General features: G+C 49.8%; 11 protein-coding genes. 7 read left to right on the plus strand and 4 right to left on the minus strand.

Annotated features, from left to right (window positions below):
- Positions 1–6: 6 nt before the first annotated feature.
- Positions 7–1,050 (plus strand): PrsW family intramembrane metalloprotease, encoded by a 1,044-nt coding sequence (locus tag EKM73_RS02620; RefSeq protein ID WP_125700439.1) that lies wholly within the window; start codon positions 7–9, stop codon positions 1,048–1,050.
- Here EKM73_RS02620 and EKM73_RS02625 read toward each other — a convergent pair.
- On the minus strand, positions 1,035–1,790 hold the full coding sequence (locus EKM73_RS02625; RefSeq protein WP_125700440.1) for an alpha/beta fold hydrolase: 756 nt from the start codon (positions 1,788–1,790) through the stop codon (positions 1,035–1,037). The two genes, EKM73_RS02620 and EKM73_RS02625, sit on opposite strands and share 16 nt — an antisense overlap.
- A gap of 52 nt (positions 1,791–1,842) precedes the next feature.
- Between EKM73_RS02625 and EKM73_RS02630 the strand changes: the two genes are divergently transcribed.
- Positions 1,843–2,838 carry an NAD(P)/FAD-dependent oxidoreductase gene (locus tag EKM73_RS02630; protein WP_125700441.1) on the plus strand — a complete coding sequence of 332 codons (996 nt, stop codon included), beginning with the start codon at positions 1,843–1,845 and terminating at the stop codon, positions 2,836–2,838.
- An 86-nt stretch (positions 2,839–2,924) separates the two neighbouring features.
- On the opposite strand, the gene EKM73_RS02635 is transcribed toward EKM73_RS02630, so the two are convergent.
- Positions 2,925–5,015 (minus strand): LTA synthase family protein, encoded by a 2,091-nt coding sequence (locus EKM73_RS02635; protein ID WP_318531128.1) that lies wholly within the window; start codon positions 5,013–5,015, stop codon positions 2,925–2,927.
- Positions 5,016–5,400: 385 nt separating this feature from the next.
- Here EKM73_RS02635 and EKM73_RS02640 point away from each other — a divergent pair, with 385 nt between their 5' ends.
- Together EKM73_RS02640 and EKM73_RS02645 are read left to right on the plus strand one after the other, a co-directional pair.
- Complete coding sequence (locus tag EKM73_RS02640) at positions 5,401–6,066, plus strand: histidine phosphatase family protein (protein ID WP_125700443.1); 666 nt, start codon at positions 5,401–5,403, stop codon at positions 6,064–6,066.
- Positions 6,067–6,081: 15 nt separating this feature from the next.
- Positions 6,082–6,516, plus strand: coding sequence for a GNAT family N-acetyltransferase (locus EKM73_RS02645; protein ID WP_125700444.1), 435 nt, complete (start codon positions 6,082–6,084; stop codon positions 6,514–6,516).
- A gap of 173 nt (positions 6,517–6,689) precedes the next feature.
- On the opposite strand, the gene EKM73_RS02650 is transcribed toward EKM73_RS02645, so the two are convergent.
- Positions 6,690–7,169 (minus strand): C40 family peptidase, encoded by a 480-nt coding sequence (locus EKM73_RS02650; protein ID WP_125700445.1) that lies wholly within the window; start codon positions 7,167–7,169, stop codon positions 6,690–6,692.
- A gap of 203 nt (positions 7,170–7,372) precedes the next feature.
- Between EKM73_RS02650 and EKM73_RS02655 the strand changes: the two genes are divergently transcribed.
- The 3 genes from EKM73_RS02655 (at position 7,373) to EKM73_RS02665 (ending at position 10,014) form a co-directional block, all read left to right on the plus strand.
- Positions 7,373–7,843 carry a MerR family transcriptional regulator gene (locus EKM73_RS02655; RefSeq protein WP_125700446.1) on the plus strand — a complete coding sequence of 157 codons (471 nt, stop codon included), beginning with the start codon at positions 7,373–7,375 and terminating at the stop codon, positions 7,841–7,843.
- A 201-nt stretch (positions 7,844–8,044) separates the two neighbouring features.
- Positions 8,045–8,581, plus strand: a complete 537-nt coding sequence (locus EKM73_RS02660) for a PadR family transcriptional regulator (protein WP_125700447.1) — start codon at positions 8,045–8,047, stop codon at positions 8,579–8,581.
- A gap of 2 nt (positions 8,582–8,583) precedes the next feature.
- Positions 8,584–10,014, plus strand: a complete 1,431-nt coding sequence (locus EKM73_RS02665) for an MFS transporter (RefSeq protein ID WP_382387097.1) — start codon at positions 8,584–8,586, stop codon at positions 10,012–10,014.
- A 122-nt stretch (positions 10,015–10,136) separates the two neighbouring features.
- Here the strand turns inward: EKM73_RS02665 and EKM73_RS02670 are convergent, their stop codons facing one another.
- Positions 10,137–12,935 carry an MMPL family transporter gene (locus EKM73_RS02670; protein ID WP_125700449.1) on the minus strand — a complete coding sequence of 933 codons (2,799 nt, stop codon included), beginning with the start codon at positions 12,933–12,935 and terminating at the stop codon, positions 10,137–10,139.
- Positions 12,936–13,125 lie beyond the last annotated feature (190 nt).

Here is a 13,125-nt window from a genome sequence, read left to right on the forward strand (position 1 = left end):
TGGGCAATGGCGAATAAAGAGTCAGTGAAGCCGACAAAACGGCATTTTGAGTATCACAACCATTTACTAGATGATGCAACAAAGGAAATGAACGAATGGACCGGAGAAAATAAAGTTGTAGAAATTCATTTATTTTCAATGTTTTCGGAGGTCTTTAAACACCACGATTTAGACGATGCGGAGTCGCTATTTATTGTTGGTACCAAAGAAACCACGCCTTCGCTGGAGGCCGTGTCGACCGCACCAGTGAAACCGTGGCTATTTTCCCGAGTGTTCGCACTATTGGGGGCCAGCTTTGTCCTGTTAGCTTTATTATTCTTGGGATTTCGAAGCAACAACGCTGTTCCTGGAATGATCTTTATTGGGTCGTTAACCGTGCCATTTTCACTCATGATTATGTTTTTTGAAATCAATGTTTTCCGCAATATTTCGGTTTATCAACTCATGGCGGTCTTTCTGGTCGGTGGTATTCTGTCGCTGGTAGCCACAATGATTCTCTATTCGTTGATTCCATCAGGGAACGGCGTGTCGTGGGAATCAGCGTTGATCGTGGGCTTCATTGAAGAGACTGCCAAGATGTTAGTTATCGCATTCTTCATCAACCGCTTTCGCTTGAATTATATCTTCAACGGCCTGCTATTGGGTGCAGCCATTGGGGCTGGATTCGCCGTCTTCGAAACGGCGGGGTACACCGGCCAATATGGCTTGGTAACCTTACTGATGCGCAGCTGGCAGGCGATTGGAACGCATACCATCTGGTCCGCCATCATGGGCGCGGCCATCATGCTTGCCAAGGAACGGCATCAGCCCGTGACTGGGAGTAATATCGTGGCACCAAAGTTTCTGCGGTTTTACCTTTTAGCTATCCTGCTCCACGCCGGCTGGGATTGGAACGCGCCATTTGACGTGTTAGATATCCTCTACCTCCAGCAATGGGCGCTGATTGCCATCGGGTGGTTGGCCATCTTCGTGCTGATCAATGCTGGTTTGCGGGAAGTCAGAACCCTTCAAGGACAGCGAATATTGAAGAATAGTCAGCTAGGCGGATAGAGAAATTCAATGATTTTGCGATCAATCGCCGGGTTCTCGTGGAGGAGGGAGTGCTGCATGTCCCACACAGGACCGCGTAATTCTTCAAAACGATAGCTACCAATGTGGCCCGCGACCAGACGACGCAGGGGTGTCGTTGTATTTACGGGCACCTCGCTATCATTTCCAGTTAGGCCAATGTTACCGGCGAGATTCAAGATGTGTAGCTGTGGGTAGTGGACGTGTAGCGGCGTGCAACCAGGGAAATCGGCACCGATGCAGACAATCCGGCTGACCGTTACGGGTGCGTGCCGCTTCTGATTTAAGTAATCATAAGCAATCGTGCCACCCGAGGAGTGGCCGACGAAGTTAACGTGGGTAATCCCGTAGCGCGCACGTAACTGGGTTAGCACGGTCACAAGCTGGCGAGCTTCCTTGGCGGCATGAGTGTTATCTTGGAAAAGTACGGGTACCAACGGATTGGAGGTCACAGACTCGTGCTGGTGCCAATTGACCCGACCATTATCGGTCACGTGTGCGGTCAAACTAAAATGCGCCAATTGGGGCCGATTTAGGCTGAGTACCATGTCACGCATGGAAAGCCAGCCGCCACTATTTCCGGGTAAGAAGAGGGTGGCCGTGCGGGTCTGTGGCACGTGAGTCGCGGCCAAAGTGGCTTGGCGCGCGTGCCAGCCCCAAGCGAGCGCCCCCAGTGTGACGAGTGTGGTCAGTAAAATTGTGAGTCCACGCAAATGTTTCATGGCCGCCGTCTCCTCAAATGTTTTTTGTGACAAAGAAATGGAGTTTAAAATAATGACAGAATCCTATGATATTACGATTGTTGGTGGTGGCCCGGTCGGCATGTTTGCCGCGTTTTACGCCGGGATGCACAATGCCAAGACACAAGTTATCGAGAGCCTATCGGAATTGGGCGGGCAGGTCAACGCTCTCTACCCGGAGAAGACAATTCTCGATGTTGCGGGCTTCCCAGGCATCACCGGCCGTGACCTAATTGCCGGGCAGCGTGAGCAGCTCAAGCAATTTCCGTTGACCATCAAAACTGGTGAATCGGTAACCAACGTAACGCCCAACGTGGATGGCTTCTTGATCACCACGCCGAAGGGCACGAGTCAGACACGGGCTGTGATCGTTGCGGTGGGAAATGGGGCCTTTAAGCCGCGCAAATTGAATGTGGCCAACGCCGACAATTTCGCCGGCAAGCAGCTCTTCTACAGCGTTCGTGACTTGGAAAAATTCCGTGGTCACCGTGTGATGGTGGCCGGGGGTGGTGACGCTGCCATTGACCAGGCCCTGATGTTAGAGCCAGTCGCAAAGTCGGTTACGTTGCTTCATCGCCGCGCCCAATTCAGAGGGTTAGCCCACATGGTGGATTTGCTTCACGACTCGACTGTTAATGTGAAGACACCATACCTGATTCGGAACCTGCAAGCCACGGCCGAGGGTGCCTTGGATGTGACGTTGAAGCCGGTCGGCGTAGACGCCGAGATGGTTCATCAAGTCATTGACGATTTGGTCGTCAGCTATGGGTTTACCGCCGACCACTCAGCCTTGGCCGCTTGGGACGTTGCTATGGCTGAGGAACGGCGCTTGATTGCCGTCGATCGCCAGATGGCAACCAGTGTTCCCGGTATCTATGCGATTGGGGATGGGGCCACCTATCCCGGTAAAGAGCCCTTGATTGCCGTTGGTTATGGTGAAGCACCAATTGCTGTGCAAGCCATTATGAATACAATTTTTCCCGACCGTCGGGGCCCAGTTCATAGTACATCGATTACGCTTAAACCTTAGATTTTAAGTCCTTTGAATGCAAAGAAGCTATCCGCTCAACGTTAAGATTGAACGGATAGCTTCTTTATTTTATGGTCAATGACGACTTATTTTCCACTCGTATCATCTTGATTGGTAATCTTGATCCGGTTAGAATCAGTCTCTTTATGGTTAAGTTCTGGTGCATCGGTCTTGTAGAGGCCTTGCGTAGATTTGTCACCATTGCGTGAGAAGAGGCTAGTCGACTTCAGACCAAGCTTCTTTTCTAGCTTCTCGGATTTTTGCAGACCATCCGAGTAGTTGTAATCACTCGGATCTACTGCTGTGAAGCCCTTCGGATGGTAGAAACGCAAGAGGTTCTTGGTATTCAACGAGTCCGACAAGCTCAGACCCTCATTAACGTGCGCCTGCATCTTGTCAATCTTGGCTTTCAGCTTCCCAGTCGGGTGAATCTCCTGCTGAGTCTTGTTGCTGTAAATGGTGCCATCAACGGACGTGTAGCCCGGACTTTCCCAATCACGGTTACGGAAGGCCACAACCTGATTATGTTCCTTAGAGAACATGTCGGTCCCAAACTGCAGGTATTTCTTGCTGTTCATGCCCATCAGGTGAAGCAGGGTCGGCAGCACGTCGACTTCGCCACCGTAAGTGTGCTCAATCTTACCTTTCTTGTAGCCGGGCATGTTGAACATCAGCGGTACGCGTTGTAGCTGCGCATTGTCGTAGTCGTTCCAATCGTCGGGATCAACGCCTAGCAACTTGGCCAGACTCTTGTTAGACGAATTGGAAATCCCGTAGTGGTCCCCGTAGATCATGACCAGTGAGTTCTTAGCTAACCCGGACTTGTCGAGGTAGTGGTAGAATTCCTTGATCGACTGATCGAGGTAGTTGGCCGTCTTGAAGTAGTTGTCGACAGTCTTGTCGCCAGTATTTGGTGTTTTGAAGGTGCTATCCTCGCTATCCAAGGAGAATGGAAAGTGATTCGAGACGGTCAGGTACTTCACGTAAAATGGCTGCTGTAGATGCTGCAGGTATTTTACGGAGTCGTTGAAGAGTAGCTTATCCTTCAAGCCGTAACCCAACGACTTGTCACCGGAAGTGTCGTAATAACTGGCATCGAAGAAGTACTGGTAACCCAGGTTCTTGTAGGTGTTATTCCGATTCCAGAAACTGCCGACGTTACCGTGGAAGACGGCGGTCGTGTAGCCCGCTTGATCGAAGATGGCGGGTGCGGCCTGGAAGGTGTTGTCATTACCCAGTTGGGTGAATAGGGACCCCTGTGAGAGCCCATATGTCCCAGTTTCCAGCATCGTTTCAGCATCGGAAGTCTTCCCTTGGCCGACTTCGTGGAAGAAATTATCGAAGCTGTAGGTGGACTTGCTCTTGTAGAGCTTGTTCAGGAATGGCGTGACCTCTTGGCCGTTGATCTTCTTGTTGATCAAGAACTGTTGGAAACTTTCCAAGTGAATGATGATGACATTTTTCTTCTTAGCGACCCCGTAGAGATTCTTGTCGGGCGCCGCGTAGTTGCCATGAATGTATTTCAGAATACCACTGAGCTCGGACTTCTTCGCGTGTGACCGCAGCTCGCTGGTGTGTCCCGACTTAATCCCATCGTAGACGGTGAAAGCGTCCAGACCTAAGTACTTCACCACATAGGTCCGATCGAAGGTCCGCGTCAGGAGTTGTGGTCGATCCATTTCACCCAGCGTCAGGTTGACGGAGAAGGCCAGCAGGCCGGCAGACGTCACCGCGAGGGCCACGCGCTTGTTGACGGGACGCGGGTCAATGTAGATCCGCCGGGTCAGCATTAAGACGATAACGATGACCAGATCCAGCCAGTAGAGAATATCGTGGGGCGAGGTCAGCGCTAACGAACTGCCAGAGAGTCCCTGGTCGACCTTTGAGTAGCCCAACATAGTGCTGACCGTCATGAAGTCGGTGAATTCCCGGAAGTAGATGACGTTAATATAGAGCAGCAGGGAGTTAAGAATGTCGATCAGAAAGATAAACGGGTAGAAGAATCGCGCCCGTTTCAGGTACAGCGCCAGTCCAAAGAGTAGGACGGTCGTCGCAATTGGATTCAAGAGGACGATGAGGAATTGGAAGGGGTCGCTGAGCCCCAGTTTGAAGTCGACGAAATAGGCGACTAATGTCTTTAGCCAAAAGAGCACGACGAGTAGGGTCGTAAAGCCCATCCGCGTTCCCGTTCTGGCCCAGATTCTTTTGAAACGTTCCAAGTTATTTCGCTCCTTCATTTGTAAATAAGTAGTCTTATTCTACCATAGTTAACGGGCAATAACCGGCACCCCTAACGAAGGCATTTTCCCTATCGTAGCAAATTACCCGCTCCGATAGGAATTCTCGATGTAAGTTTAGGGAAATTTTAAGTCCAACGAGGAAATCATGCTCTACCGGCGAGGTTATTTGGTACACTAGAGATAGAAATGATAGTGATGTAAGACTGTCATGCTTTTTAGCTGATAGATGAATACAGTAGAAGGTAATTTGAATGGTTGGTTTTCACCATCTCGGAGGCACATGTCTAGCGGAAACCAACGAAATGAAAGGTGTGAAGACGTTATGGACAAGCAGATCACATTGTACGTGGTGCGGCACGGTCAGACTTATTTCAACATCTACAATAAATTACAGGGCTGGAGCAATTCGCCGTTGACCGATGCCGGAATTGCCGATGCCAAGGCTGCCGGTCAACGCTTGCAGAATGTGTCCTTTGCGGCAGCTTATTGCAGCGATACCACGCGAGCCCAACAGACCGCGGAGACGATTTTGGCGGCGAACCACTCACAACCGGCGGCCAAGCTGACGACGGCCCCATACTTTCGTGAAGAGTTCTACGGTTATTACGAGGGAACCGACATGGCCCAGGCCTGGTACGTGGCTGGGGCGCCGCATGGTGTGCCGTCATTCAAAGCCATCGAAGAGAAATACTCTATTGGTAAGGCCAAAGACTTCTTGAAGGAAGCCGATCCCTTCCGGCAGGCCGAGAACAACGAAGAATACTGGGCGCGCGTCGATCAGGCGTTTGACATGATTCGTGATAATCCCGATTTGAAAGACGGCGATAAGGTCCTGATGATCAGCCACGGGAATACCTTACTGAGTCTGATGGAACGCTATGGTCAAGGTAAATACGACCTGAGCGTGCGACCCGCTAATGGGAGCTTAACGAAATTATTACTGACACCGAATGACATTCAGGTGTTGAGTTACAACCAAAAAGATTAGGACGAGGATGGTTTGATGGAAATTAGAATGGCTTGGGGTAAGCTGAACCCCGTCTATCAGGACGCACTACAGATTCGTAAGGACGTCTTTATTGCCGAGCAGGGCATTGACCCCGAGTTGGAGCTAGATGGTACTGACGAGGACAAGATGCACTACGTGGGTTACGTGGATGATCAACCAGCTACCACGGCACGAATTGACATGTTGGCCGGCAATCGTGTGAAGATTCAGCGGGTCGCCACCGAAAAGGATGCCCGCCATCACGGGTATGCCGGGGAGCTGATCAAGCAGATTATTCAAGACGCTAAGAAGTCCGATGTGACGCGGGTGGAATTGGATGCCCAACAGACGGCCTTGGATTTTTACAAGGAACTGGGCTTCACGGTTATTGGTGATGTGTTTGAAGAAGCCGGGATTCCTCATCGAACCATGCGGTATACGATTGCGTAATGTTACAGTAAAGAGACGGACAAGCGGGTGATGACTTAATCGCCGCTTGTCTTTTTTGATTGCCAAGGCGGGGAAGATATTTGCCAAAAAAACACGTTACCGCTGACCAATTGTCAGCGCGTAACGTGTTATCATTTATTAACGTTCATTTGAATTCATGAGGTTCAGTAGAACTAGTCAGCGTCAGTTGCAGTAGCAACGCGGGCGTAACCAACAGCGTGCCACCATGGGGCGTGAACAGCTTCACGGACAACGCCACGATTTTGGGCATCAATCATCTTACCGCCACCGATGTACATCCCAACGTGGGAGATAGAACCGGCACTGTAACCGAAGAAGACCAAGTCACCCTTTTTGATGTTCTTGTAACTGACGTGTTGGTACTTGTTGTATTGCGCTTGAGCAGTCCGTGGCAACGTCGTTTTAGCACCCTTTTTGTAGATGTAACCGGTGAACCCAGAGCAATCAAATGCAGTAGGACCAGTAGCACCGTAAACATAACTGGCACCTAAATGTGACTTAGCAACCTTGTAAACGGACTTAAATGATGAGTTAGAAGCGGCGGATGCCGTGGTAGTCGTACTCATCGAAACAGCAAAGACACCAACAATAACTAATGCGAATGCAGCTAATATTTTAACAACTTTCTTCATTCCTACTGACAACTCCTCATGAATTTCTACAGTTACTAGCGTACCAATGTAATGTGACAAATATGTAACAAGCCCTTTGCAAACCCGTTAAATGTCTTAAACAAATCATTACTTTTCGCAATATAGTTGCAATTTAGGGGTAAAACTTGTTAAAATCTAACAGGATTGGTAAGTAAGTTAACACGGGGAGGAAGTCATACAAGATGGCAGAGTTTACAGATCAGATCCGGCAGACTTTTGATTTTCACCGGTTGGTCTTTCGAATCGGGGAGTTATCAGCGATGACTAGCGTTTCAGCTCGGCAGTTACGGTACTGGGAGAAGAAGGGATTGATCGCTTCTCGGGAGCGTGAGGACGGGCAACAGGCCCGAGTCTATACGTTTAAAACATTTATCAAAGTTTCCATGATGAAATACTTTTTGGATGCCGGGTACACGCTGGATGGGGCCGCTAAGCAAGCGCAGGCTCGCGAGGAAAACGTGAAGCATATCCACCGGTTCGTTTCTACTGGGATGAAGGGGTTTGCCAGGGTCGACAACGAAATGGCCATTAACTTGGGGGCCTTCGATGACACTCAGACGTTGATGGCGCTATTGCCCGACGATGGTCCCATTCGTTACAAATTGTTGCCGAACGATGAGGCTCAGCGTTTGACCGATGAGAGTCGCGTTTAACTAGAAAAAAATGAAGTCCCGTTCGCCTGATTTTTAGTGCGAACGGGACTTTTTGATTATCGAAGTGTATGCAGAATATTTGGCCAGTTAAGTAACGCACTTGTCCATAATTTAACGGATAAATAGAAAGTTTAAAAGTCAGCTTGATATATATCGGGACGATATACTATAATAGGGAACCGAAAAAGGAGCTGACGGCGCGTGTACAAATTATTTGTGTTGGGTCAATTGATGGATCAAGATATGTCGGGCTACCAGCTACGGAAGGCTTTAGCCGCCATGGTAGGGCCCGAACAGACCATTAGTTATGGCGTTCTGTACCCGTTACTGGAACGATTGGCAAAGGCCGGGGAGATTACATTGACCACGATTGATGAGGGTCAGCGTCCCAAAAAGGTGGCGGCAATCACAGCTGCGGGCCGGCAACACTTTGTGGCGTTAGTCGTGGCACCGGTGGCCGTCAACAAGCAGACCCAGCTACTCTTTCAGATTAAATGTAACTTTTTACATCTACTGGCGGAACCGGAACAACGCCTAATTTTGACGGACTTTCAGCAGTTCTGTCATTACCAGCTGACGAACTTGCAAAATTTCCGTGATTACATGACGGATCGTCCCAGAATGGTGTCGACGGATGTCGCCGATGCTTTGCAGGTCAATCAGTTGCAGCAAGTCCGGGCAGAAGTCCAAGCCGACTGGGTGGCGGCACGCCTAGCCGGGTTAAGTAAGGGAGAATGAAAATGAAAAAATTTGCGGATGATCCCGTGATTCAGAAACATCGGTGGTTGATCTTAGTGGCCGTTTGTCTGTTTACCTTCATGGCAACGTTGGACGGCAGTATTGTTAACATCGCCTTGCCAGTCATCAGTAAGGATATTGCCATCCCCATGAATCAAGCGGAGTGGGTGGTGTCAATCTACCTGATTACCATCTGTGCGTTGCTGTTGCTCTTCGGTAAGCTCGGCGATACTCGCGGCAAGATTCGGATCTTTAAGATTGGGTCCGTCCTGTTTACAGTGGGATCACTACTCTGTGGCTTCAGCGTTGGCTTAGGCTTTCTGTTGGTGGCGCGGGTCATTCAGGCTGTTGGGGCGGCCATGACCATGGCGACCAACAGCGGCATCATCACCGAAGTCTTTCCGTTCAATGAACGGGGCCGGGCGCTGGGCATGATTGGGTCCTTCGTGGCCCTCGGCAGTATTGCCGGCCCCGGTGTGGGTGGCTTGCTACTGGCGCACTTCAACTGGGGCTACATCTTCTGGATCAACGTGCCGATTGGCCTTGTCGCGTTACTGATTGGTCAACGGATTTTGCCTAAGGATATTATGGTTAGCCAACAGGCCATCGACAAGCCCGGGGCGAGTCTATTCGCTCTGATGATGGTGACGCTGTTTGCTGGCGTCTTTATTGGTCAGGAAGTCGGCTTCACCAAGCCACTGATTCTGGGATTATTTGTGGTCGCTATCATTGCCACTTTTTTCTTCGTGCGGCTGGAACTGCGAATTGAAAATCCCATCTTAGCGCTACATCTGTTTGAAAATAAACGATTCACCATCAGTATTCTCTGTGCCTTTCTGATCTTTGTGGCCAACTTCTTCTTCAACGTCATCGCCCCATTCTACTTGGAAAATGCTCGGGGCATGGCGGCGAACTATGCCGGCTATGCGTTGATGACCTTTCCTATCGTGCAGGTGGTGGTGGCGCCGATTGCCGGGAGTATCTCGGATCGGATTGGGCCAGAAATCCTGACGTTTATCGGTCTGGTGTTGATCTCAATCAGTCAGGTGGGGTACATGCTGTCCACGTTAGCGACCCCGTTGTGGGTGTTTATGTTCTTCATCGGTCTGGTTGGCTTTGGGAACGGGGTCTTCATGGCGCCCAATAATTCCATTGTCATGAGTTCCGTGCCGATGCGAGACCTCGGTGTCGCCGGTGGGGTTAACGCGCTGGCGCGGGAAATGGGGATGGTCGTTGGGATCTCCATCGCTACGACCGTTCTGTTCTCCGCCATGGGTCATTACGCGGGGCATAAGGTCACCGCGTACCTACCAGCGCATCCGGAGATCTTCATTAGCGGGATGCACGTGGCCTTTATGGCCTCATTGGCCGTCTGTTTGGTGGCTAGTGTGATTACGGGCTGGCGACTGTTTAGTCGGCGAGTGCGGGCTTAGATGGTCTGGAAAAAGGTTATTGATACTTTGAAAAATGCTCATTGACTTGTCCTTCTAGTGGTCACCAATCGCACAACAAAAAAGCCTTCGCAATCGCGAAGGCTTTTCGTGTATGACTATTTCTACTTTTCAGTCTTATCTGAATCGGAAGCCTTAGGTGTTGCTTTAGCTTTCGTCTTAGAACGTGACCGTGACTTGCGGGGACGCCGTTTCTTCCGTTTGAATTGCATTGGCTTTTGGGCCGGAATGACAACTGAAAGCTTACCGAAGGAAGCTGCCATCAGTGGCAAGACAATGTTGAAGATGATTGCCGTGAAGACGGTAATCAGTGTCACAGCCGCCAATGTTTGTGATTCGGCGGCTAGGAGACCGAGAACTCCAGCAATGATGATGAACAGTGAATGCCGCATCGTTTGACCGACTTCATGAATCCCTGGTAATAACCAATCCAACAGGGGACCATCGTTTAATCGGAAGCTCAGCGCAAGTTGCGTAAGCTCGACAACAGCGAGAACTGTCAGTGGGATAAAGGTCAGCAGTGGCACTTGCCAGTTGAATTCGTTGTTACCCGTTAACCAGCCCATGAGGACCTGCGTCAATTGGTAACCGGCGAATGCGGAAGCCAGGAAGGTTAAGAACCAGTAGGTGGCTTGCAGGATTGACCGACTGAACAAGATCAAGAGGAGTAACGTAATGCCAAAGACCAGCAGTAAGACGCGTGGTAAGTCGTGTTGGTATTGCGTTTGAATCGTACTCGTCACGACCGGTTGACCGCTAAACGTTAACGTCGCGTTCTTGAGAACAGTTCCGCGGAGTTGACTTTGGGTAACCTGCTTCAATTGTTGCAACGTCTTGGTGGTGTTCTTGGCGTTTGGCGCATCCTTTAACGTAATCGTCAGGTAAGTCGACTGGACCTTAGCGTCCGTGTAGTTTGCGAGTGATTGTTGGAAATCACCACTGGCAATCTGCATAGGGGAGAGGTAGAGGGATTTAGCCGCTTCAGAGGTTTGTAACCCACTGAGGTAAAGATAAATCTTGTTCATCGACTTCTGCATGCTGGCAACTTGTTTCTTGGACGTTTTTAAACTGTCGCTCACGGCCTTGATTGATTCAGCGTAGTTGCTCAGGTTTGAGTGAGCGGCGCTGGCATCGGTATTGGCGGTGCTGACGGAGTTGGAGAGAGTGGTCAAGTCATTAACCGCAGTGTTCAACGTAGTATTGACTTCGTTGAGTTGGTTAATGTAACGCGTGATCCGCTTCGACGTGCTCGTGGTCCCAGCAGCCGTTGACCGACTCAGGGCAGCTTGGAGCGATGTTTGTAAGGTGCTACTGTCGCTCATCAAGGTGTTGGTCTGAGTGGTCAGTTTATCCAACCGTTTGACCTCGGCCTTAAGTGACTTTTGTTTTAAATTAGTACTGTCGGATTGCAGGTCGTTTCTGACCGTGCCAAGTTGACCGACAACGCCGGTGATGCTTTCGTTGATCGTACTTAATTGATTAGAAATGTAGTACTGCGTGATCGGTTGACCACCAGGTTGGGTAACTGACGTGACGGAAGCGACACCAGGTTGGGCGCGGAGCTTCTTAGTCAGGTTATCCAATTGATAGAGTTGGTTTTGATTATCGAGACGTTGGTTAGTTGAGAGGTACAACGTGACTGGCGTTGCCTTCCCTTGACCGAAGTGCGCGCTTAATACCCGAGCACCCTGCACGGCTTGATTATTTGGAATGTCTTGAGCACTGTTGTAATTGAGATGTGTCCGGTTCGCAAACGTTATGGGAACGATCAAATACAGAACAACCGCAACGGCGATCCATGGTTGCCAAAGACCGAACTTCGTCAAGTGAGACCAAAGCTTGTGGTCCTTGAGACGTGGTCGCGTCTTCTTTGGCCAGAAGAGGCTGTTCCCCAGCATCCCTGTAAAGACAGGAACGAGGGTAACACTGGCAATACCAGTAATGGCAAAGCCAATTCCCAGCAGGCCATAGGCACGAATCGTGGAGAAGTCAAAGAGCATTAGACTACCAAAGGCAATCGTCAAGCTCAACGTACTAATCAGAATCCGATAACCCAAGTCGTTGACCACTTTAGTCGTGGCGGCTTGGTTATCGGCGCCATCATCGGTCAGATTCCGCAGTTCACGGAAGAACCAGAAGCTGGTCAGTAACGTGAACAAGCTGATACCTAGTAGCAGGAAGATCGGCGTGTACTCGGAGTACGCGAAGTTCCAGTGGTAAGCCAAGTTGGTTGCGAGGGATAGCGTCGTGATATAACTAATTAGAATAGCTAAAAATGTAATAATTGGAGCAATAATCGACGCGAATAAAATCCCCATGGCAACCAACGCAATCAGTAAGGTCATCAGAATGACGACGAGCGTAAATGACGTAATGTGTTCATTGGCGGCATCACTGATGATCTCAGGACTCGTCACATAGGTGTTTAGGCCAATGGTCGAAATCTGAGTCTTGAGTTGTGACGCCATCTGGCGGACGGTCCCCTGATTATGGCTAACTTCCAACTGAACGATTTCCGTGGATTTATCCTTGGAAAGCAGTTGCGGTTTGCTAGTCGGCGTATTCGTCATTGTGGTGATCTTTTGGACCCCATAATAATGCGAACGCTTCTGCAGTTCGGAAACGGTCTTGTTGACCGAAGCGAGTTGCTTATTGGTAAGGGCGCCGTCGGGGTTGTTAAAGACCGCGTTGACGGTATAGGTTCCGTTTAGGTTCCGCCCCCAAGTGTTCTTGAGTTGGGTCGCCTTGACGGGTTGACTCGTATTCGCCAATTGTGGTTGACCGTCATATTGAATGATGGTCTTGACATTTGGCAAGGTGACGATGGCCGCAAAGACCACGACTAACCAGAATACGAGTGCAAAAATCCGGTTGTGGTGAAGCTTTCTTATCCGTTCTTGCATATGTAGTCTGAGTCCTCTCTATCTAATCAATTTCCCGCCGTGCAAGCAGGGTGCAGTTCATGTATAATTCTACCATATTGGGGTGGATTCGGGCTGTTTTCGGCGTTATTTAACAAAGTTTAAGAAAGCCTTATGGTTGACTCCCACAACCATTGCGGTAAAGTAGAAGTCCTTATAACTAACTAAAAGA

Source organism: Levilactobacillus fuyuanensis, assembly GCF_003946395.1.
In the GTDB taxonomy this organism is placed as follows: Bacteria; Bacillota; Bacilli; order Lactobacillales; family Lactobacillaceae; genus Levilactobacillus; species Levilactobacillus fuyuanensis.